At 62.0% G+C, this 21989-nt stretch carries 21 protein-coding genes; 6 read left to right on the forward strand and 15 right to left on the reverse strand.

What is annotated here, in order from left to right:
* The first annotated feature begins 50 nt into the window (after positions 1-50).
* Together CLM72_RS03205 and CLM72_RS03210 are read left to right on the forward strand one after the other, a co-directional pair.
* Positions 51-554: a prepilin peptidase gene (locus CLM72_RS03205; RefSeq protein WP_105225611.1), complete on the forward strand. Its 504-nt coding sequence runs from the start codon at positions 51-53 to the stop codon at positions 552-554.
* A gap of 71 nt (positions 555-625) precedes the next feature.
* Entirely contained in the window at positions 626-1411 is a 786-nt protein-coding gene (locus tag CLM72_RS03210) for a response regulator transcription factor (protein WP_105225612.1), read from the forward strand.
* 136 nt (positions 1412-1547) lie between these two features.
* On the opposite strand, the gene CLM72_RS03215 is transcribed toward CLM72_RS03210, so the two are convergent.
* Genes CLM72_RS03215 through cpaB form a run of 8 tightly spaced genes read right to left on the reverse strand, consistent with a single transcriptional unit; the run spans position 1548 to position 8974 of the window.
* Entirely contained in the window at positions 1548-1820 is a 273-nt protein-coding gene (locus CLM72_RS03215; RefSeq protein ID WP_105225613.1) for a DUF3613 domain-containing protein, read from the reverse strand.
* Between the two features lie 10 nt (positions 1821-1830).
* A complete protein-coding gene (locus tag CLM72_RS03220; protein WP_105225614.1) occupies positions 1831-2556 on the reverse strand; it encodes a tetratricopeptide repeat protein in 726 nt (241 codons plus the stop codon).
* A gap of 10 nt (positions 2557-2566) precedes the next feature.
* The gene (locus CLM72_RS03225; RefSeq protein WP_105225615.1) at positions 2567-3454 is read right to left on the reverse strand and encodes a type II secretion system F family protein; all 888 of its coding nucleotides are present in this window, start codon (positions 3452-3454) and stop codon (positions 2567-2569) included.
* 1 nt (position 3455) lies between these two features.
* Positions 3456-4337 (reverse strand): type II secretion system F family protein, encoded by an 882-nt coding sequence (locus tag CLM72_RS03230; RefSeq protein WP_105225616.1) that lies wholly within the window; start codon positions 4335-4337, stop codon positions 3456-3458.
* Between the two features lie 9 nt (positions 4338-4346).
* The gene (locus CLM72_RS03235; RefSeq protein WP_105225617.1) at positions 4347-5618 is read right to left on the reverse strand and encodes a CpaF family protein; all 1272 of its coding nucleotides are present in this window, start codon (positions 5616-5618) and stop codon (positions 4347-4349) included.
* The gene (locus CLM72_RS03240) at positions 5615-6808 is read right to left on the reverse strand and encodes a pilus assembly protein (protein ID WP_105225618.1); all 1194 of its coding nucleotides are present in this window, start codon (positions 6806-6808) and stop codon (positions 5615-5617) included. Before CLM72_RS03240 ends, CLM72_RS03235 begins: the two co-directional genes overlap by 4 nt.
* Positions 6805-8010 carry a type II and III secretion system protein family protein gene (locus CLM72_RS03245; RefSeq protein ID WP_105225619.1) on the reverse strand — a complete coding sequence of 402 codons (1206 nt, stop codon included), beginning with the start codon at positions 8008-8010 and terminating at the stop codon, positions 6805-6807. The genes CLM72_RS03240 and CLM72_RS03245 overlap by 4 nt, the downstream gene beginning before the upstream one ends.
* Before the next feature lie 19 nt (positions 8011-8029).
* The gene (gene cpaB / locus CLM72_RS03250; protein ID WP_105225620.1) at positions 8030-8974 is read right to left on the reverse strand and encodes a Flp pilus assembly protein CpaB; all 945 of its coding nucleotides are present in this window, start codon (positions 8972-8974) and stop codon (positions 8030-8032) included.
* 337 nt (positions 8975-9311) lie between these two features.
* Here cpaB and CLM72_RS03255 point away from each other — a divergent pair, with 337 nt between their 5' ends.
* Both CLM72_RS03255 and CLM72_RS03260 read left to right on the forward strand, forming a co-directional pair.
* Positions 9312-9509, forward strand: a complete 198-nt coding sequence (locus tag CLM72_RS03255) for a Flp family type IVb pilin (protein WP_034125890.1) — start codon at positions 9312-9314, stop codon at positions 9507-9509.
* A 53-nt stretch (positions 9510-9562) separates the two neighbouring features.
* A complete protein-coding gene (locus CLM72_RS03260; protein WP_034125891.1) occupies positions 9563-9967 on the forward strand; it encodes a response regulator in 405 nt (134 codons plus the stop codon).
* Between the two features lie 230 nt (positions 9968-10197).
* Here the strand turns inward: CLM72_RS03260 and CLM72_RS03265 are convergent, their stop codons facing one another.
* The 4 genes from CLM72_RS03265 to CLM72_RS03280 form a co-directional block, all read right to left on the reverse strand.
* A complete protein-coding gene (locus tag CLM72_RS03265; protein WP_034125892.1) occupies positions 10198-11880 on the reverse strand; it encodes a ShlB/FhaC/HecB family hemolysin secretion/activation protein in 1683 nt (560 codons plus the stop codon).
* A 186-nt stretch (positions 11881-12066) separates the two neighbouring features.
* Positions 12067-13809: a collagen-like triple helix repeat-containing protein gene (locus CLM72_RS03270; protein ID WP_105225621.1), complete on the reverse strand. Its 1743-nt coding sequence runs from the start codon at positions 13807-13809 to the stop codon at positions 12067-12069.
* Between the two features lie 300 nt (positions 13810-14109).
* On the reverse strand, positions 14110-14958 hold the full coding sequence (locus tag CLM72_RS03275; RefSeq protein WP_105225622.1) for a MaoC/PaaZ C-terminal domain-containing protein: 849 nt from the start codon (positions 14956-14958) through the stop codon (positions 14110-14112).
* Between the two features lie 2 nt (positions 14959-14960).
* On the reverse strand, positions 14961-16313 hold the full coding sequence (locus tag CLM72_RS03280) for a 3-oxoacyl-ACP reductase (protein ID WP_105225623.1): 1353 nt from the start codon (positions 16311-16313) through the stop codon (positions 14961-14963).
* A 113-nt stretch (positions 16314-16426) separates the two neighbouring features.
* On the opposite strand from CLM72_RS03280, the gene CLM72_RS03285 reads away from it, so the two are divergent.
* Both CLM72_RS03285 and CLM72_RS03290 read left to right on the forward strand, forming a co-directional pair.
* Positions 16427-17704, forward strand: coding sequence for an acetyl-CoA C-acetyltransferase (locus tag CLM72_RS03285; RefSeq protein ID WP_105225624.1), 1278 nt, complete (start codon positions 16427-16429; stop codon positions 17702-17704).
* Positions 17705-17838: 134 nt separating this feature from the next.
* On the forward strand, positions 17839-18738 hold the full coding sequence (locus tag CLM72_RS03290; RefSeq protein ID WP_014716761.1) for a PA4780 family RIO1-like protein kinase: 900 nt from the start codon (positions 17839-17841) through the stop codon (positions 18736-18738).
* 139 nt (positions 18739-18877) lie between these two features.
* Here CLM72_RS03290 and cueR read toward each other — a convergent pair whose 3' ends face one another.
* The 3 genes from cueR to CLM72_RS03305 form a co-directional block, all read right to left on the reverse strand.
* Positions 18878-19279 carry a Cu(I)-responsive transcriptional regulator gene (cueR, locus tag CLM72_RS03295; RefSeq protein WP_003188242.1) on the reverse strand — a complete coding sequence of 134 codons (402 nt, stop codon included), beginning with the start codon at positions 19277-19279 and terminating at the stop codon, positions 18878-18880.
* Positions 19276-21477 (reverse strand): cation-translocating P-type ATPase, encoded by a 2202-nt coding sequence (locus tag CLM72_RS03300; RefSeq protein WP_105225625.1) that lies wholly within the window; start codon positions 21475-21477, stop codon positions 19276-19278. The genes cueR and CLM72_RS03300 overlap by 4 nt, the downstream gene beginning before the upstream one ends.
* A gap of 66 nt (positions 21478-21543) precedes the next feature.
* Positions 21544-21924: a hypothetical protein gene (locus CLM72_RS03305; protein WP_105225626.1), complete on the reverse strand. Its 381-nt coding sequence runs from the start codon at positions 21922-21924 to the stop codon at positions 21544-21546.
* Positions 21925-21989 lie beyond the last annotated feature (65 nt).

A 21989-nucleotide genomic window follows, 5' to 3' on the forward strand; every position in this document is an offset into this window, starting at 1 on the left:
AGTACTTGATATCAGCATAGAGTCATTCAGCCAAAAGGGATGTTTTTTACGTGATCCAGACGCTAGTGATCGTGCTGTGGTTGGGCGTATGTGGAGTGCAGGATATTCGCCAGCGCCAAATTGCCAATACGCTGACCCTGGGCGTCGGGCTGTTGGCGCTGATTTACCTGCTATGGGCGGGCTCGACCTGGCTGGGTGCGCCCCGCAGCGAGGGTGGCCTGGCCTTGGCTTTGGCGCTGGTGCTGACCCTGCCCGGCTACGCGTTGGGCCGCTTTGGCGCGGGGGATGTGAAGTTGCTAGCCGCCTTGGGGCTGGCCTCCAATATCGAGTACCTGCTGGGGTCGTTGATCGGTGCCGGCATCGCCATGGTGGCCTGGACACTTATGCATCAATGGCTTAGCTCAAATCGCGTTGAGCGGGCAGGGCACGCGTCAACAAAACGGCCCTTTGCGCCCTTCGTTTTGACAGGTTTTGCCGGCAGCTGGTTTTGGATCCATCAGTCGCACGAGTTGATTAATGCTATGTACATAGTCGGAAAGTACGTCTACGTTTAATGAGTGGTTATGTAGGAATTTTCGTCAGAAAGGATAGGTCATCATTTGGCTTGCCAGGCATGGAGTAGCGCGTGAACAAGCTTACGTCTGCAGTAAAAGTGCTCGTGGTCGACGATCAGCCATTAATCGTGGAGGAGCTCTGTGAATTTCTTGAAAGCAGCGGGTACCGTTGTGTCCCGTGCGAGTCCAGCCAGCAAGCTGTCCAGCGTTTTGGCGAAGACCTTCAGATTGGTTTAGTGCTGTGTGACCTGCATATGCCGGACATGGACGGCATCGAACTGGTCCAGGCGCTGCAACGGATCGCCGGTAAACATCGCGCGTTCGAAGCGATCATGCTCACCGGTCGCGCCGACAAACAGGATGTGATCAAGGCCCTGCGTGCGGGCATCGCCGATTACTACCAGAAGCCTATCAACCTCGATGAATTGCTCGAAGGCCTCAAGCGCCAGGAAGCGGCGTTGGAGGAACGGCAAAAAGATTTGCAACTGGGCACGCTCAACCAGAAGTTGCAGTACCTGTCCGAATCGATCAACGACTTGTATATGGACTTGGACAAAGTGCGTCGCAACCCGGTGCCTCAGGACCATGACGGGGACCCATCGGCCGATGAAGCCGGGCCGTTGGAGATCCCGGCGATTTTCAACCAGCTGTCACCGCGCCAACTGGATGTGGCTCGCCTGGTGGGCAAGGGCCAGACCAACTACCAGATTGCCTGTGAATTGGGGATTACCGAGAACACGGTCAAACTGTACGTGTCCCAGGTGCTGCGCCTGACCCATATGCACAACCGCACGCAGTTGGCGCTGGCGTTGTCACCGAGCAACTCGGCGATGCGCCAGCGGGTGACTGCGCACTAAAGGCCCAGGCAAACCTTGCAGGAGTCATCTTTCTGTGGCGAGGGAGCTTGCTCCCGCTCGACAGCGCAGCTGGAGTCGGCTTTTCTTGGGGGCGCTTCGCACCCCAGCGCAAGCAGGCTTGCTCGCCACGGTAGCTTTACTTGCTTCCACTTTGCGCAGTGCCGCCTATTTTCTGATCAAAAAACTCCGGAATCGGGTGCTTGTTGCTGTCCAGCCAGCGCTTGAGCGCCTGCTCGCGCTCTGCCGGTGTGGTCTTCTGCGGGTTGGCCGAGGCTGCGCGCCCGCTCAGTTGCAGCGCCATCCAGTTTTCCGTTTCTGCCTGCCGGGGTGAGGACGGCCCCGCTTCGATGGCCGAAGCAAGGAGGGGCAGGGCCAGGCATGCAAGGCCGGCGAGGTAATGGAATTTCATCATCGACTCCCTATTTCACAGAGGCCGGCAGCGTGTCGCTGACCGCCGCTACCTGATCTTTGACTGGACGCTGCGGTGCCGTGCCAGTGTCCTTGAGGTGTTGCGCCCGTGCCTGGGCTCGGGTCACCTGATCGGGGCTCAACCCGAGTTGGCCGACCACTTTCGCGGCTTGCTCCCAGTTGTCCTGATAGATCAGCAAGGTCACCAAGTTGACCGCCGCCAATTGATCGCTCTGCTTGAGTTCGATGGCGGTCATGAACTCAAAGCGCGCGTCTTCAAGGCGCCGTTGATCGAGGTACACCACGCCCAGGTCGTTGCGGATTTTTTCGTCGGTGGGCGCCAACCGTGCTGCGCGTTGCAGGTGAGCCATGGCCTGGCCGTTGTCGCCCTTGGCCGACGCGAGTTGCCCCAGGCCGTGCTCACCGTCGGCGGCCAGGCAGGTGCCCAGCAGGCTGCGGTACAACGGCTCGGCGTCAGGACGGCCTAGCAAGCGATAGGCACGGGCCTGGCGTTGACGAACCTGGGGCAGGGCGCTGGGCAGGTTCTGCAGGTTGGCGAGGCTGGCGTGCAGCTTGCCCTCGTTGGCCATGTCATCGGCCAGGTTCAGCGACAGCTCCTGGTCCGAGCTGGGCTTGGGGCAACTGCCCGGCGCCAGCAGCCCGGCCCACGGAGCCTGGCCATTGCTGGCACAACCGCCCAGCATCAGCAGGCTCAAGGCGACGATCAGTGGTTTCATGGCAGGCTCCTCAAAAGTTATTCAAGGCTCGGGAGATGGCGATCATGGCCGGCCCCCCCAGCACGATCAGCAAGGCGGGAAACAGGAACACCATCATCACCACGGACATCTTCGCGGACATCTTCGAGATGTATTCCTGCAGGCGGGTCAGGCGGCGGTCGTCAAGCAACTGCTTGAGGGCCAGCAAGGATTTCATCGCGCCGCCGCCCTGGTGGATCAACTGCTGAAGGATGATGCAGGTGTCGGTGAACTCATCCACGGCCAACAGGCGTGCGGTCTTGCCCAGCTCTTCGGACAGTTCCAGGCCTGAGTCGACCCTTGCCAGGATCAGGCGCAGTTCATGGGTCAGGTCTGGCAGCAAGCGCTGGGCTTCGGTGCTCAACACCCGCAGCGATTGCTCAACTGCCATGCCGGATTCGAACAGGATGCGCAGTAATGGAATGAAGGTGGAAATTTCCCGAGCGATACGCTCCTGGCGGTATTTCGCACTGAGGGCGAGGATGCGTTTGGGCAGCAAGTAACCGATACCCAGGGCAATCGCCGGGGCAATCCAGGGTGAGCCGGCATGGGGAAACAGCAGCTGTTGGCCGAGCAGGGTCAAGCCCAGCAGCACGATGGGCACGCCGATCTGGAAAGCGGCAAACATGGAGCGCTGGTTGGCTTTACGCCAGCCGACGCGGTTGAGCAGGGTCTGGGTTTCGTTGTCCAGGCTGACCGAGCGCTGGGCCACGGTGCTGGCGCCCAACTGGCGCATCAGGCTGCCGAGTTTGTCCTCGCGGGTCAGTTGGCCTTGCAGGCGTTGGCTGACCAGGCGTTGACGGCGCCTTTGCTCCAGCAGGTTGCCGACGATCAAGGCGGCGGCGGCGAGCGATAACAGGATGCAAATCAGGATGGCCATCTCAAATACTCCGCAACATGCGCCACATGACGAAGGTGCCCGAAATGTCGAGCGCCACCGCGGCCAGCAGCAGGTGGCGCCCGGTTCCGTCATTCCACATGCTCATCAGGTAGCCCGGGTTGACCATCAGGAAGTAGCCGACCATGACGATAGGCAAACCCGCCAGCACATAGGCGGTCATGCGCGTTTCGCCAGTCATGGCCTTGAGTTGGCGCGCACCCTGTTCGCGCTCGCGGATCATCTTGATCAGGTTTTCCAGCAGCTCGCTGGCGTTGCCGCCGTAGCGGTGGTTGACCTTCAGGCCAAGAGCAAACAGGCGGAATTCATCGCGCTCGTAGAACTCGGCAAAGTCGCTGACCGACTCCGGCAGGCTCACGCCCATTTGCACGTTGCGCTGGATGCGGCTCATGGCCTGCTTGAGCGGCGCTTCGGTGCTGTCGATCGCGCCCAGCACAGCGTCCGCCAGGGTGCGCCCAGACTTGAGGCTGCGCACGCTGTGGTCCAGCAGCTGCGGTAATTGTTCGACCATGCGCTGCACTCGCCGTTGGTAGCGCCAGGCGATATACACCCGCAGCAGCAGCGGCGGCAGGATCAGCATGGCCAACAGGCCCAGCCCGCCGGCCAGCAGATAGCCCAGCAACATGCCCAGCGCCCAGCCGCTCAGCCACAAACCCAGGCGGTCGGTGGGTTTGCCCAGGCCGGCGCGCTGGAACATGCGCTCCAGCGCGACCCAGCTGCCGTTCGGCTCCTGGGGCACCGGCTGGCCGTCGCTGAGCCGCTCCAGCACCCGGTCGGTGCCGGCCTGGCGTAACCCTCGCTGGAACAGCCAGACGGACAGGCTGATCAGCAGGATGCAAATGAGCAGCAAGACAAGTCCGGTCATGAGCCCTCTCTACAACGGCAATGCCGATTCGCGCCGCAGCTTGTCGCCGGCCGGGTTGAGCGCTTCGCGCAGAAAGCCGAAACCGCTACGGCGGTCGAGGCGGAACAGGGTGTTGGTGACATACACGTCGTCGCGCACCCCCACCACTTCCACCACCTCACTGACGCAACGGCGCCCATCGGGCAGGCGCGTCAGTTGCACCACCACATCCAGTGCGGCACAGATCATCTGCCGCAGGGTTTTCTCCGCCACCACCCGACCGGTCAGGCCCACCAGGGTTTCCAGGCGCAGCAACGCGTCCTGGGCATTGTTGGCATGCACGGTACTCATGGAACCGTCATGGCCGGTGTTCATGGCCGTCATCACGTCGAGCACTTCGACGCCACGGATCTCGCCAAGGATGATGCGGTCCGGGCGCATCCGCAGGGCGTTGCGAATCAGGTCGCTGGCCTTGACCTCGCCATGCCCCTCGGCATTGGGCGGGCGGGTTTCCAGGCGCACCACGTGGGGGTGGCCCAGTTGCAGCTCGGCGACGTCTTCGATGGTGACCAGGCGTTCGTGGGGGTTGATCAATTGGCTGAGGATATTGAGCAGCGTGGTCTTGCCGGTGCCGGTGCCGCCACTGATGAGAATATTGCAGCGCTTGCCCACCGCCTCCTGGAAGAACTCGAAAATATTGTGGTCGATGGTTTGCATTGCTACCAGGTCACTGCTCTTGAGCATGTCCTTGCGAAATTTACGGATCGACAGGCACGGGCCGTCCAGGGCAATCGGCGGGATGATCGCATTGACCCGGCTGCCATCCGGCAAGCGCGCATCGACCATCGGTGACGACTCATCCAGGCGTCTTCCGAGGGGCGCGAGAATGCGCTGCATCACGCGTTCTACATGGTGCGCGTCGATAAAACGCAGGTCGCTCTGGTGGAGTACTCCGTCACGCTCGATAAACACCCGGTGTGGGCCGTTGACCAGGATCTCGGTGATCGACACATCGCGCAGCAGCACTTCCAGCGGGCCGAAGCCGGTCAGCTCATCGACGATTTCCTCGGCCAGGCGCTCCATCTCATAGCGCGAGATCGCCAGGTGCATGCGTGTGATGTATTCGGCCACTTTGTCGATGACAAATTGCGCCAGGGATTGGCGCGAGCCTTCCAGCAGGTTCTGGCCCGATTCTTCGATGGCATCGATGATGTAGCGATGCAGCACCAGTTTCAGGCCGTCGTGATCGTTGTGCGCGGCACTTCCACGGGCCGGTGCGCCGAAGAGTTTTTCGCCGTTCATCGACTCGCTCCCAGCAGGCGTTCGAACCAGCGGGTCGAAGGTTTATCCAGGCCTTCGGTGCGTTTGGCCAGGCGCTCGCCCAGGTGGCGCAGGGCTTGGGTCAAGGCTTCGCGTGGGGCCAGGGTGAACAGGCTTTGCCCCTGGTTCTTGGCGTTCAGGCGCACTTCGGGGCTCAGGGGCAGCACGGCGATGCACTCCAGGCCGAAGCTTTTTTCCAGGGCTTCGGTGCCGGGGGCGCAGCCTTTGACGTAGCGATCGACCAGCAGCTTGGCATGGTCGAGCTTCATGCCTTTTTCGCGCCACAGGTTCAGCATCGCCAGGTTACGCCGACAGTCGAGTACGCATTGGTCGGTGCACCACAACAGCTTGTCGCAGTGGCTGACAAAGGTGCGCAGGGCTTCGCTGTCCGCTTGCCCGGTGAGGTTGACCACGATGTGCTGGAAGTGCTGGCGCAAGGCGCTGAGCAACATGTACAGCTCCGCGGCGCTGGTCATTTCCAAGGGTTCATCGCTGGCGGCGTAGGCGAGGATCCGCAGGCCGTCGTCGGTGCTGGTGAACGCGCTGTTGATCAGGGTGGCGTCCAGGCGTCGCAGGTGGCGCAAGGCGTCGCCGAAATTGAAGGTACTGTCCAGGCCCAGCAGCGCCAGGCTGTCGCCCCTGGGCAGGCCGAGGTCGAGCATCAGCGTCTGTTGGCCGCTCTTTTGCACCACCATCGCCAAGTGGCTTGCCAGCAGGGCGCCATCGGTATTGCCCTGGGCACCGTAGAGAACGGTGAGGCCGCCAAGATGGGCGTTCGGCGCGGTGGGCGGCAAGCGCTTGCTCAGGCGCCGCACCAGCCCGGCCACTTCGCTGGAGCGTGAACCATAGGCGACAAAATCCCGAGCGCCGGCACGCATGGCGTTGAGTACCAACTGGTTGTCCATGCCGTCGCCCAAGGCCACCACCGCCAACATCGGCTTGGCTTCCAGGGCGCCTTCGATCAAGGCGCTCTGGGCCACCAGATGCTCGCGGTCCAGGCCCACGAACACCAGGTTGGCGAAGGTCACGTCCACCAGTGCCAGCAATTCATCGAGGCTGCCGCCGCCCACGTTGATCACTTGGCCAAGAGGGGCCAGGGCACCCTGGAGCCATTCCAGGTCGGTGCTGTTGCGGGTGATTGCCAGGAAGGTCTGGCTCAGGCTATCGCTCATTGGGAAAGTCCACTGCGACGGTCGAAGTTGCCGTTTTCCAGGAAGAACAGGCGGAACCAGTTCGGGTCATAGGTGCGCAGTTTTTCGCCGGGCAGCGACGGCAACTGCGCATTGGCAGCCAGTGGCTGGACCAGATGCGGCGTGACAATCATCAGCAGTTCTTTTTCTTCGCTGCTGATATTGGAGTCGCGGAAAAATGCGCCAAGGATCGGGATGTCGCCCAGGCCTGGGAGCTTGGCGATGGTCGAACGGTTGGTGCTGCTGATCAGGCCGCTGATCACGAAGCTTTCGCCGTCGGCCAGTGACACGCTGGTGTCGGTGCGCCGGACGGTCAGGGCCGGCACTTGAATGCCTTCGATGCGAATCGCATTGTTGTAATCCAGCTCGCTGACTTCCGGGGCGACTTTCAGGGCGATGCGGTTGTGGTCGATGACCGTGGGCGTCAGCGTCAGGCGAATGCCGAATTCCTTGTACTCGATGGTGATGGTATCGCTGCCGGCACTGGGCACCGGAATCGGCACTTCGCCGCCGGCCAGGAAGGTCGCGCTCTGGCCGCTCATGGCCACCAGGCTCGGGCGCGCCAGGGTATAGGCGAAGCCGCTGCTTTCCAGGGCGTTGATCAGTGCCTTGACCCGGCCACCGCCAAACCCGATGTTGAAGTTGTCGGCACTCACCGGCAATTTGAAAATGCCCTCTGACGGGGACAGTAAATCGGGGCTGCCGAGGAAAAAGTTTTTACCCATGCCCAGGATCTTGGTGCTGGCTTCCTTGAGCTTGGTGCGGCTGACCTCGACAAAGCGAATATCGGTCTGCACCTGGCTGGGCAGCGTCGGGTCTTCGGAGGGCGACAGCGATTGGCTGGTCAGCGCCGAAGTAGCCTTGCCCTTGACGAACACCATGCTCTGGCGCGGCGTGGTTGAGCAGCCGGTCCACACCATCAGGCTGGTAGCGCCGCTGCCGACGCCAGTGAGCAGGAAATGGCGGTCGCCGTTGACCCGCACATCGGCAATTTTCGGGTCGCCGATAGCCAGGCGCGTAATCGCTACCGGCGACTGCAGCTCGGTCTGCAAGCCTTCGCCTACCTCGATCACGGCGGGCAATTGGCCCAGGGCGTTGCAGTTGCCCGATGCGCCCATCGCCATGCCCAGGGGCAGGCACGGCAGCATCAAGGCCAAGGCCAATTGAGCGTAGCGTTGGCTCATTCAAGGCATCCTTGTTCAATCAGGGGGTAGGTTGTGCTGCCGCTGCGCCGCGAATCACTTCGACGCCCCGACGCTGGCCGGTGTCGGCCACCGTGGGGGTGATTTTTTTTGGCGGGCCGCTGAGGGCCAATTGGGTGAATTGGTAGAGGTCGCGGTTGGCGCTTTGCACCTTGTCCGGGGTGTCGCTTTCACCGGCCCAGTAGCGGCTGAGCAATTGTTCGTCGGCACTGCGCACGGCCAGGCGCAGCGTGCCGGCTTGGGAAGCGAGCATCAGCCGACTCAGCAATTGTTCGGGCACCGCCAGCACCACACTGCGCGCGGCGGTGCGACGTTGAGCCGCCTGGGCGCGTTCTTCGGCGGTGGCGGGTGGCGGTACTGCCGGGGTGCCGTCGTTGGCCAAACCCAGTTGGTCGCCGACGCTGAGCAGGCGAATCGCCGGGATGACCACCTGTGCCGACTGCTCGGCATTGGCATTGTCCTGGCGCAAGAACAACAAGACATCCACGTAATCGCCGGGGCTCAACTGGCCACCGGCACCGATGACCTCGTCGACGGCGACGGCGAGCGCGCGTTCATCTGCACGAATCATGCGGGCCAGGGGGCCGCCGGCGGTGAAGCTTTCATCATTGAGCCAGGTGCCGGCACCCAGGGCCCGCAAGGGCGTACGACCGATGGCCTGGTCAACGCTGGTCAGGCTGCCTGCCGGCACGGTACGCAGTTTTTCCACGGCTACATCGGCAGCGGTGAGGGGCACAAAAGGCGCAACCGCGTGCACCAGTACCACGACGGGCTGGCGGGTCTGGTCTTCCACGACCGCAACGGTTTTTTCAACGGAAATGACAGGTTCTGGCGAGGGCACTACGGCGGGTGCCGACGGCCGGCTCAGTACCAGGCCCCAATACCCTGCCACCAGGGCTCCGATAAGCAGCAAGCCAGCCAGGACCATGCTGATGCGACTGTTCATGACGGCGCTCCCTATCCTGTTGCACTACTTTTATTCCCGTTAATCCAAACGAGTTAAATTCGCAACTGGGCTGTGATGAACAACTAACGATTTGGCTATTTGAAGGTAGCTCAGCTAGGACGAAATGCCATTACCGAATGAAAAAATTATCGATGTTTTTAGAGTCGGGCCTTTAAACAACGGACTTGCAGGGCGCATGAGGCCGCTAATACTTTATGATTAATTCATTCTTACAGTTGTGAGTGTTAAATTTGTTGACAATGCTCTAGTGGCACACGGCAATCATTGTGCGGGCCAGCTGTATCGGCGCTTTGTGGCGCATGAAGGAGATCTCAACATGATCCTTGACCTGTTCTTGAAATTTTATGTTCACGCTCAGTTATTCCTGCGTCGCAGAGACGGGGCGTCGGCTATTGAATATGTGATTATCGTCGCGATAGTTGCGTTGGTGATCGTCGGTATTGGTACTGGGCTTGGCGATAAGATAAAAGGTATCTTCGAGCAAGTGTCTGATGCGCTGCCAGCAGCGACTTAGCTGTCATTGCGGTATTCTTTCGTTCCGGTGATTCTTTTTATCAGGTACCGCCCATGACCCACCCTTCGTCATCCCGCCAACAAATCCTATTGGTGGACGACGAGGAGGATGCGCTGGTGGAGTTGGCCGAATCCCTCGAAAACGAGGGGTTCGTCTGTTTCACCGCGACCTCCGTCACCTTCGCCTTGCAAGAATTGACACTTCACCCTGATATCGCCCTGGTCATCACCGATCTGCGCATGCCCGAGGAAAGTGGTATCTCCTTGATCAAGCGCCTGCGCGAACATACCTCACGCTCGCATTTGCCTGTGATCGTGATGTCTGGCCATGCAGAAATGGACGATGTCAGCGATATGCTGCGCTTGCAGGTGCTGGACTTGTTTCGCAAGCCGATCTACCTGGTGCGCTTGCTCGATACCCTCAACAGTCTGTTTCCCCTCTCTACACCTGGTCGGTAACGGGCCTGCACCGCTTATTAAATGTGGGAGCTGGCTTGCCTGCGATGATGGCCGAACAGTCAACGACTAACTGCCTGACACTCCGAAACCCAACTGTGGGAGCGGGCTTGCTCGCGAAGGCGGTATGGCAGACAACCGAGATATGTACTCATTCCAACCCAATTAAATGGTCGACCCGAAGAGCGCCATCGCAGGCAAGCCAGCTCCCACATTGATTACAGGTGCCCTCGTCACAGTTGATAACTGAAGCTCAGCGTATACCGAGGCCTGCGATTGAAGCTGTCCAGGGCGATATCCGACATTGGCTTGGCCGCTTCCAGCGCGATGTTGTAGTACTTGTTGTCGCCAAAGCGTAAACCTACCGCCGCCGACGACATGTCGTTGGCCTTGACCGGCAGGTCGTTGAACCAGGATTTGGCGCGATCGACCACTACGTAGGGTTGCAGGATTTTCACCCAGTTGCCGGCGCGGTTGAAGCTGTAGTTGACCTCGTACGCCACCCCCCAGCCCTTGTCGCCCGAGCCTTGGTCGTCCGGGTAGCCGCGGCCGAAATTTTGCCCACCGAAGGTGGCGCGTTCGCTGTCGGGCAGGGTGTTGTTGCTCCAGTACAGCGCGCCGGAAAGTACGCCTTGCCAGTTGTCGAAGAACTTGTCGCTTTGCACGCCGGAGAGGCGCAGGCGGAAGAAGTCGAGGTCGGGTTTAGCCACGTCCAGGTCACTGCGGGCCTTGGCGCCCAGGCCATCGATGCCCTGGTACAGGCCACCGCTGATGATGCGTAGGCGTCGCGCGTCGGCTTTGCGCCAATCACCTTCGAAGGCCAGGGCGCGCAGGTTGGATTCGATGTCGAAACGCAGCGGGTAACCCACCAGTTTATAGCGCGTGGTCTGGTCGACCGCGTACAGGCGTGTGCCCAGGGTGAATGACTCGGTCGGGGAGGCAATGAATGGGTGGCTCAGGCCAATGGAGTAGCGGTCGATGGACTGGTGCGGCTTGAGTTCGAAACCGCCGTCCAGTTGCACGCTGCTGCTGGGGTCGGCGCGATAGCGCTCGGCGGCGAGCGCCAGTTGGGTGCCTTCGGCATTGATGAATTGGTTGTAGTCCACGCGGTAGTAATGCTCTTTGTCCTCGCCGGGTGGGAACAGGCCGCTGACGCTGAGCTGCTCGCCCATGGACGTCTGGGAGTTGCTGGTGGCGCTCAGCAACGCTTGCGTGCCGCCACGGCTTTTCTGCACCAGGCTCATGCTGGTGGTGAAAGGTTTGCGGCTGGCCTGGATCTGCATGTGCGTGGCGCCATCGGTGGTGCCTGGCGGCGGTACTTGCGCTTGTACGCTGAGGCCGGGGATGCGGCTCATCAGCGTGGTATAGCGCTCGAAGGTCTTGCGAGTCAGTGGGCGTTCGGCCAGGAGCTTTTGCGCGAGTTTATCGACGTAGGCCGACACCGAACCAATGTCGCCGGTTTGTTGATAGTCCTTGATGTAGCCTTCCACCAGTACCACGCGGACCAGGCCATTTTCGAAGTTCTGTTGCGGCAGGAAGGCGTAGGACAGCAGGTAGCCATCCTCCTGATAACGGCGGGTGATGCCACGGGTCGCTTCAATCAGTTGCGCAAGGTTGGTTTCACGTCCAATCAACGGCGCATACACCTGTGCCGTCTCGGCGAGCGGGTAGACCGTTCCGCCTTCGATCTGCAACTTTCGAATAGTGACCTTGGTGTCCATCAACAGCGGCTGGCCCGCAGTCGGCGGCGCCTCGGGTACTTGGGTTTTCGACGTGGGTGGTCGGTAGGCGTCAGCGGGCAGGTTGGGCACCGGCAGGGTGCGAACAGTGTCGTTGCTGTTAAGAAAGCTGGGAAGGGTCTCGGCCTGGGCGTAAGCACTGAGGGTGAGCAATAACAACGGGGTCAACACGCGCATAGGACACTCCATGGTCAACTGCAGCAGCGCTTCGGGCCCGCCGGGTTCTGGGACTCGGTTCGGGAGGGCGGCGACTGATCACAGGTGTCGCTGCCCATAAAAAAGACGAGAGACTTATTAAAGGTCTCTCGTCTCAACCAAGCGTAGGCGCTGTAGGGGAGGCCGTCTAATCGGCCAGGTGCATTTCTATTTGCCGGTCAGGCCATTCAACAAACCGCCCAGACCGCCTGTGGCCGTAGTGCCGCCCGTGGTGGTGGCAGTGCCGGTTGCTGTGGCAGTGGTGCCGATATTCAGGCCACCGAGCAAACCACCGCTGGTGCCGCCAGTGGTGCCGCCGGTTACCAGGCCACCCACCGAGGCGACGGTGCCGCCGACCGCTGTGACGGTGGTTCCTACCGCGTTGGTGATCGGGTTGGCATTGGCTGCGGTCAGGTTAGTGCCCAAGCTGCTGACTGCGCCGCCGACTTGAGTCACCAGGCCATTGACCGGAGCACCCACACCGGTAGTGGTGCCGATGGTTTGGGTCAGGTTGGTGACGCCGCTGGTCACAGGGGTGAGCGCTGCGCCGACATTGGCCGCTACGGTGGCGACCGGTGCGGTAGCTGCGGTGTTTGCTACTCCTGTGCCACCCAGCACAGTGCCCAGCGAGGCAACGGTGCCGCCTACTGCACCACCGGTCACACCTGCTGCACTGACGGTGCCGTTGGTGTTGCCCACGTTCAGGCCGGTACCCACGTTAGCCACCAGGCCACCCACCAGTTCTGGAATGCCGGTAGCCGAGGTGCCACCGGTTGGGGCGACATAACCACCTGATTTATCCAGTGTGCCACCGACGCCGGTGAGCACGGTGCCGACAACGCCGGTGACCGGGTTGCCCGTGCCGCCCGTGCTGGCGACTTGAGTCCCCAAGCTGGTGACGGTCGAGCCGACCTTATCCAGTACGCCATTGAGTGGAGTGCCCAAGCCGGTTGCGTTACCCAGGTTGCCGGTGGTGTTTTCCACCAGCGACACCACAGGCACCACGACTTTGCTGCCCAGGGTGTTGGTCAACGAACCCAGCGGGCCGGTGGTGCTGGCCGTGCTGAGGGTATCGCCGAGCATGGTAACGGTGGTGCCGACTTTGTCCACCACGCCACCCACTGCAGTGCCTACACCGCCTGTCAGGCCGCCCACGACGGGGATACCGCCGAGAGTGGTTGACAGTGATTGGCCGGTGGTCGACAGGCCGTCGCCCAAGTCAGCTACGCCGCCGCCGACACCTGCGACCGTAATGCCCAGCGAATTGCTATTGGTTCCCAGGGATCCCAGGCCTGTTGTGACGCCGGTGCCGATGGTGGTGACCGCAGTGCCGACCGAGGTGACCAGGCCGCCTGCTGTGGTGCCGACGATTGGAACAGGGGTCAAGGCGCCTCCGAGATCACCTACTGCTGCGCCTACATTGCCTACGGTGGTGCCGAGGGTGCCGGCGATCTGGCCGGTGATCAGCGGGGTGGTTGTCGAACCTGTTCCGCCGCCAGTGCCGCCGGTGCCACCACCAGTCCCACCCGTGCCGCCGCCAGTCCCACCGGTGCCACCGCCAGTCCCACCCGTGCCGCCGTCAGTGCCACCGGTGCCACCGCCAGTCCCACCCGTGCCGCCGTCAGTGCCACCGGTGCCACCGCCAGTCCCACCCGTGCCGCCGTCAGTGCCACCGGTGCCACCGCCAGTCCCACCCGTGCCGCCGTCAGTACCACCTGCGCCGCCACCAGTCCCACCGGTACCGCCGCCCGTGCCGCCATCACCGCTCCCGGCACCTGCACCAGCATCCGGCGATGACGCCGCCACGCTGGATTTATGCCCGCCACCACCGCTGCTGCAGCCGCCCAGGCTCATTGCCAGAATCAGGGCCAGCGCGGTACTTGCTTTCCAAAACACGACTTGAGTTTTCATGATTGAGTTCCTTGCACCTAGTACAACCTTGGTTGTTTCAAACCTTCGTTACTTCTTCGGATAACGATAGGTTTGTCCGTGTGACTATCTCAGGCGAGGGCACTCTTTCACGCAACGCTCAACTTGGTATTAACGATTTATATACATCCCGCCATCGTCGGCTTAATGACTAATACCAAAGGTGTAATGGAAGGATGTTTCAGGATGTTTATAATAGTAAAATCAAAGTGTTGTAAATAAAGACGGACCTCGTAAGGTCCGCTATAACTTAGGGTGTATATATACAATTAATCAGGGTTTTCAGGCAGTCGGCTGCCACTGCCCCAGCATATGTTGTATATCCCCAGCGCCTTTGAGTTCCAACGCCCCGCTGGAACCGGCCGCGCTGCTCATCAATATCACTTCACTGGGCAGGCGCACCGGCTTCATGAACTCGACGTCGATTTCAATATTGGCGGCCGGCAAGTGTTCTGCCAGCGCCGCGAGGGTGCGCGCCTTGTTCCATAACCCGTGGGCGATGGCCTGGGGAAAACCGAACAGTTTGGCGGTAGGCCCACTGAGGTGGATGGGGTTGTAGTCGCCGGACACTCGGGCGTAGCGGCGGCCTATGTCAGTGGGCGCTTTCCAGCGCGTCAGTTCGGTGAGCGTGTCTGGGGTTTGCAATCCGCTCTCCAGGGCTTCGCCCTCCAGCTTCACGCCTCGACACAACATTCGGCTTTCGGCTTCCCACAAAAGTCCAAGTGCATCCTCTACAACGGTGACGATGTCAAAGGTGGCCCCCTTGGGATGGGGGCTGAGATTGCGTGCGTAGACACCGACACTCACGTCACCCACGCCACCCAACGGCCGATGAATACGGATGCGATTGCGCAGGTGGATCAACCCCAGCAACGGAAACGGAAAGCGCTTGTCCGTCAGCAGTTGCAGTTGCAGGCCGAACGCGAGGATATGCGGATAAGTCGCCGGCAGCATCGGGCTGTCAGCAAAGCCGCACACCTTGCGGTACGCGGCAACGGCGCTGGGGTTGATACTCATCCGGCAGCGCAACCCACATTCGGGCAGTGAGCTGCCGGTGATCTTGCGCTTGAGCGCCGCACGCCAATACAGCGGCAGTAGGGGCGGGGTGCTGTCCAACGTTTGCCATTGCATGCTTACGCTCCCAGAAGACTTTGCCCACACACCCGCAGCGCTTGGCCGCTGACCGCGCCGGAACCCGGCTGGCTCAGCCAGGCGACGGCTTCGGCCACGTCCTGGGGCAAGCCACCTTGGCCCAGGGAACTCATGCGGCGCCCGGCCTCGCGCAGGGCGAAGGGAATATGCGCGGTCATCTGGGTTTCGATAAACCCTGGCGCGACGGCGTTGATGCTGATCCCACGCTCCTTCAACAGCGGCGCCCAGGCTTGAGCCAGGCCGATCAACCCAGCCTTGCTTGCGGCATAGTTGGTTTGCCCACGATTGCCGGCGATGCCACTGATAGAAGCCAGCAACACCACCCGTGCATTGTCCTGCAGGGTGCCGCTGTCGAGCAGGGCCTTGGTCAGCACTTGCGGAGCCTTGAGGTTGACCGCCAGCACTGCGTCCCAGTATTCCGGGGTCATGTTGGCCAGGGTTTTGTCGCGGGTGATGCCGGCGTTGTGCACCAGGATGTCGAGCCCGTCTGGCAGGTGCTCGATCAGTTGGCGTGTGGCATCTTCGGCGCAGATATCCAGGGCCACCGTGCGTGCATTCAGGCGTGCGGCCAGGGCTTCGAGGTCGGCCTTGGCCTGGGGCACATCGAGCAGAATCACGTCGGCGCCGTCGCGGGCCAGGGTTTCGGCGATGGAGGCACCGATGCCTCGAGCGGCGCCGGTAACCAACGCCTTGCGCCCGGCCAAAGGGCGCGTCCAGTCTTGCACCGGGGTGTCGCAAGCTGACAGGCGAATCACCTGGCCCGAGATATAAGCGCTTTTGGGCGAGAGGAAAAACCGCAGCGCGCCTTCCAACTGGTCTTCGGCACCGTCGCCCACGTACAGCAATTGCAGCACGCCACCGCTGCGCAGCTCCTTGGCCAGGGAACGGCTGAACCCTTCCAGGGCGCGCTGGGCGCTGGCGGCGAACGGATCGCTGAGGCTTTCCGGCGCCCGGCCAAGGATCACCAAGTGGGCACTGTGGTCGAGGTTTTTAAGCAGTGGTTGGAAGAATTCGCGCAGCTGCTTGAGCTGGTCGGTGTGCTGCAAACCGCTGGCATCGAACACCACCGCCTTGAGCTTGGGGCCGTGTCCTGGAATCCACGCGGGCGCTGTCGAGGCTTCGGCGCCGTAGCTGTAGACGGCGTCGGTGAGTCGGTTGGCAAATGCCAGCACCTGGGTAGCCAATGCGCCGCCGCCCAGCAGCAGCGCACCTTCGACCGGGCGCAGGCGCCCGGCTTGCCAGCGTTCCAGGCGTACCGGTGACGGCAGGCCAATGGCGGCGACCAGGCGATGGCCGAGGCTTGAGTTGGCGAAGTCGATATAACGGTCAGACATGGAACGCTCTCCGAAGGCTGGGGTTCAAAGGTTGACCACCCTGGGGTGGCAGTCGTTCGATTGAGCCTAGGCTAGGCTTGATGATTCCACCCACCACCACAAGGGAGCTTTCCATGACTCAATTGCGCCGTGTAGCGATCATTGGCGGTAATCGCATTCCTTTCGCCCGATCCAATGGCCCCTACGCTACGGCGAGCAACCAGGCGATGCTGACTGCCGCGCTGGAGGGCCTGATAGAGCGCTACAACCTGCACGGCCTGCGCATGGGCGAAGTGGCCGCCGGCGCGGTGCTCAAGCATTCCCGTGATTTCAACCTGACGCGTGAATGCGTGCTCGGTTCGCGCCTGTCACCGCAAACCCCTGCGTACGACATTCAGCAAGCCTGCGGCACGGGGCTTGAGGCGGCGCTGCTGGTGGCCAATAAAATCGCCCTGGGCCAGATCGAATGCGGCATTGCCGGCGGGGTGGACACCACCTCGGATGCACCGATTGGCGTGAATGAAGGGCTGCGCAAGATCCTGCTGCAAGCCAACCGCAGCAAATCCCTGGGAGATAAGCTAAAACTCCTGTTACAACTTCGTCCTCATCACCTCAAGCCGGAACTGCCGCGCAACGGCGAACCGCGTACCGGCTTGTCCATGGGCCAGCATTGCGAACTGATGGCCCAGACCTGGCAGGTCCCCCGCGCCGAGCAGGACCAGCTTGCGCTGGAGAGCCATCAGAAGATGGCGGCGGCCTACGCCGAAGGCTGGCACAACGATTTGCTCACGCCCTTTCTCGGCCTCACCCGCGACAACAACCTGCGGCCCGACCTGACCCTGGAAAAACTCGCCAGCCTCAAGCCGGCCTTCGAGCGCAGCGAAAAGGGCACGCTCACCGCGGGCAACTCCACACCGCTGACCGATGGTGCCTCCCTGGTGTTGCTGGGCAGTGAGGCATGGGCCAAGGAGCGCGGCTTGCCGATCCTGGCTTACTTGCGCGATGGCGAAGCGGCGGCAGTGGATTTCGTCCACGGCGCCGAGGGCCTGCTGATGGCGCCGGTGTATGCGGTACCGCGTTTGCTGGCGCGCAACGGCCTGACGTTGCAGGACTTTGATTACTACGAGATCCACGAAGCCTTCGCCGCCCAAGTGCTGTGCACGCTCAAGGCCTGGGAAGACGCCGACTATTGCAAGACCCGCCTGGGCCTGGACGCGCCGCTGGGGTCGATCGACCGCAGCCGCCTCAACGTCAAGGGCAGTTCCCTGGCGGCGGGCCATCCGTTTGCCGCCACCGGTGGGCGTATCGTCGCCAGCCTGGCTAAATTATTGGATGCAGCGGGCAAGGGCCGTGGGCTGATTTCCATCTGTGCAGCCGGTGGCCAAGGCGTGACGGCGATTATCGAACGCTGATTGCCGACAAAATTGGCCCATTGAATGCATTCTGAAGGGGTCAGAGGTCAGTAGCCTCTCCCCCCGGCGAGCCGATTGCCGTATAACGAGTGCCACACGCGTGTTTGGTAATACAGGACCCACAATAAAAGCTGATGAAGACTCCTAAACGCATTGAACCCCTGATCGAAGACGGTCTGGTCGACGAAGTGCTGCGCCCTCTGATGAGTGGTAAAGAAGCAGCTGTTTATGTGGTGCGCTGCGGCAATGAATTGCGTTGCGCCAAGGTTTACAAGGAGGCGAATAAACGAAGTTTTCGTCAGGCATCCGAATACCAGGAAGGCCGTAAGGTCCGTAACAGCCGCCAGGCGCGAGCCATGGCCAAGGGCTCCAAGTTCGGCAAGAAGGAAACCGAAGATGCCTGGCAGAACGCGGAAGTGGCAGCGCTGTTTCGCCTGGCCGGTGCGGGCGTTCGTGTGCCCCAGCCGTTCGACTTTCTCGAAGGCGTGCTGTTGATGGAACTGGTGGCCGACGAATACGGCGATGCGGCGCCGCGTCTGAATGACGTAGTGCTGGAGCCGGACCAGGCGCGTGAATACCACGCCTTCCTGATCTCCCAGATCGTGCTGATGCTGTGCACCGGCCTGGTGCACGGTGACCTGTCCGAGTTCAACGTACTGCTCACGCCTACGGGCCCGGTGATCATCGACCTGCCCCAGGCGGTGGATGCGGCGGGCAACAACCACGCGTTCAGCATGCTGGAGCGCGACGTTGGCAACATGGCTTCCTACTTCGGGCGTTTTGCCCCGGAGTTGAAGAAAACCAAGTACGCCAAGGAAATGTGGGCGCTGTACGAAGCTGGCACCTTGCACCCGGCCAGTGTATTGACCGGTGAGTTCGACGAACCGGAAGAACTGGCGGATGTGGGCGGTGTGATCCGTGAGATCGAAGCGGCGCGGTTGGATGAAGAGCGTCGCCAGGCGATTCGCGCGGCGGATGATGCGCCACCAAGCAAAGTGCCGGACGAGCCACCGCCGCCGCCTTGGATGCAGTAACTCACTGTGGCGAGGGAGCTTGCTCCCGTTCACCCGCGCAGCGGGTGCTGGCTTTTTTGGGGGGCGCTTCGCACCCCAGCGGGAGCAAGCTCCCTCGCCACAAGAGCCAGCTCCCACATTGGGTTTTGTGTTTGTCCAGTCAGGCGCAGCAGTTGCCCGCTGCCAACTCCTTGAGGATCGGGCAATCGGGCCGATGATCGCCCTGGCAGTGCTCCATCAGGTCCTGCAAGGTATCGCGCAGTTGCCCCAGCTCGCGAATCTTGTGGTTCAACTCGTCGATGTGCTGGCGCGCCAGGGCTTTTACGTCGGCGCTGGCCCGCTGGCGGTCTTCCCACAGGGTCAGCAACTTGCCGACTTCTTCCAGTGAAAACCCCAGGTCCCGCGAGCGCTTGATGAACGTCAGGGTGTGCAGGTCGTCGTGGCCGTACACCCGGTAGCCGCTGTCGGTGCGGTGGGCGGTTTTCAGCAGGCCAATGGATTCGTAGTAGCGAATCATCTTCGCGCTTAGCCCGCTGGTGCGGGCGGCTTGGCCGATGTTCATGGGCGTTGATCCTCCAAGTCCTTGGGTTTCCAGGTTTTCAACAACAGGGCGTTACTCACCACGCTGACGCTGGACAAGGCCATGGCGGCGCCAGCCAGTACCGGGTTGAGCAGGCCGAAGGCGGCCAGGGGAATGCCGATCAAGTTATACACAAAGGCCCAGAACAGATTCTGTCGAATTTTCGCGTAGGTCTTGCGGCTGATCTCCAGGGCGGCCGGCACCAGGCGCGGGTCGCCACGCATCAAGGTGATACCGGCGGCGTGCATGGCCACGTCGGTACCGCCGCCCATGGCGATGCCGATATCGGCAGCGGCCAGGGCCGGCGCATCGTTGATACCGTCGCCGACCATGGCCACCACGCCGGTTTTTTTCAGCTCGGCCACGGCAGCGGCTTTATAGGCGGGCAGTACCTCGGCATGCACGTCGTCGATGCCCAAGGCCTCGGCCACCACCCGCGCACTGCCGTGGTTATCGCCAGTGATCAGGTGGCTGCTGATGTGCTGCGCCTTGAGTTGTTGCACGGCCTGCAACGCGCCGGGCTTGAGCGTGTCGCCAAAGGCAAACAGCCCTAGCACGCGGGGTTGCGCGCCTTGTTCGATCAGCCAGGACAAGGTGCGGCCTTCGGCTTCCCATTCCTTGGCACGCGGGCCTAAATCGCCTGCGTCCAGGCCGGTCTCTTCCAGCAAGCGGCGATTACCCAGCGCCAATGGCCGACCGTCGAGCGTACCGGCAATGCCGCGCCCGGTCAGGGATTGGCTGGCGCTCACATCGGCCACGTCCAAGCCTCTTTCGCGACAAGCATCCAGCACGGCCTTGGCCAGCGGGTGCTCACTGCCGCGCTGCAGGGCGCCGGCCTGTTGCAACAACAGGGCTTCGTTGCCATCCACGGCCGCCAAATGCGCAATGTTGGGCGCGCCGGAGGTGAGGGTGCCGGTCTTGTCGAACACTACGGCGCTCACGGCATGGGCGCGCTCCAGCGCTTCGGCGTCCTTGATCAGGATGCCGTGGCGTGCGGCGACGCCAGTGCCGGCCATGATCGCGGTCGGTGTGGCCAGGCCCAGGGCACAAGGGCAGGCGATCACCAATACGGCCACCGCATTGATGATGGCGGTTTCCAGGGAGGCGCCATACAGCCACCAGCCCACTACGGTAATCAGCGCCAATACCAGCACGGCCGGCACGAACACCTGGCTGACTTTATCCACCAGTTTCTGAATCGGTGCCTTGGCGGCCTGGGCGTCTTCGACCAGGCGGATGATGCGCGCAAGCACACTTTCCGCGCCCAGGGCCAGGGTGCGCACCAGCAGGCGGCCTTCACCGTTGATGGCGCCACCGGTGACCGCGTCGCCGGGTTGTTTGGGCACCGGCAGGCTTTCGCCGCTGATCAGGGCTTCATCGGCATGGCTCTGGCCTTCCACCACCTCACCGTCCACCGGGAAGCGTTCGCCGGGTTTGACCAGCACCAGGTCGCCGTGCGTCAACGCACTGATGGCGACGTCTTCTTCGCGGCCGTCCTGCACGCGAATCGCCCGCTCCGGCCGCAAGGCTTCAAGGGCGCGGATGGCGCTGGCGGTCTGGCGCTTGGCGCGACTTTCCAGGTATTTGCCCAGCAGCACCAGAGCGATTACCACCGCAGAGGCTTCGAAGTACAGGTGCGGCGTCACGCCTGGGGCGGCGGTGAGCCATTCATAGATACTCAATCCGTAACCGGCACTGGTGCCGATCGCCACCAGCAGGTCCATATTGCCGGCGCCGGCGCGCACGGCTTTCCACGCGGCGACATAGAAGCGCGCACCCAGGATGAATTGCACCGGCGTGGCCAGGGCAAACTGTATCCAGGCGGGGAGCATCCAGTGCAGGCCGAAGGGCTCTACCAGCATCGGCAGCACCAAGGGCAGCGCCAGCAGAATGCCCGCCACCAGCGACCAGCGCTCGCGGCGCAGGCGCCGGGCTTGATCGGCGTCGGTGGCGGTTTCGCTTTGGGGCAGGGTGGCGGTGTAGCCGGCTTTGTCGACGGCGGCGATCAACACGCTGGGGTCCATCTGGCCCTGTACTTCGATGTGCGCGCGCTCATTGGCCAGGTTGACGCTGACACGTTGCACGCCCGGCACTTTGCCCAGCGCGCGTTCGACCCGCCCGGCACAGCTGGCACAGGTCATGCCGCCGATGGGCAGGTCAAAGGTGGTGGATCCATTCATGGGGCAGTCCTCCAGAAGAAGTTGCCACTAGGATCAACCTTAACCTGTGGGGAAGGTCAAGCCCCTTCAGTATTCCAATGCCGCGGTTTTGAGGTACATGCCGTCCGGGCCTTGGGCAATGCGTAATTTGCGTACATCGCCGGCTTTCAAGGTGATGTTCTGCGCGGGGGGCGCGAGCATGCCTGGCTGACAGCCGGGGGCTTGACCCGGCAACACTTTCAGGCGCAGCGACACATCGCCGGGGGGAAAGTTGAAGGAGGTGGCCTGTTCTTGGAACAGACGCCCAGCCAGTTGGTCCTGGATATACAGGCCGATCTCGCAGTGGGTCGGCACTTCCAGGCGTTCGCGGGAAATAATCAGCACCGCATAATCTTCAGCTGCCAGGGCCTGGGGCGCAGCGGCAGGCAAGCTCATCAGGCCGGCAAGGGCAAAAAACGACCAGCGCATGGCGAATGCTCCATGGTTCACAGCTAGGGAGTTGAAGCTTGGACGACGCCGCCGCCGAATACCAG

Source organism: Pseudomonas sp. MYb193 (assembly GCF_002966775.1).
In the GTDB taxonomy this organism is placed as follows: domain Bacteria; phylum Pseudomonadota; class Gammaproteobacteria; order Pseudomonadales; family Pseudomonadaceae; genus Aquipseudomonas; species Aquipseudomonas paracarnis.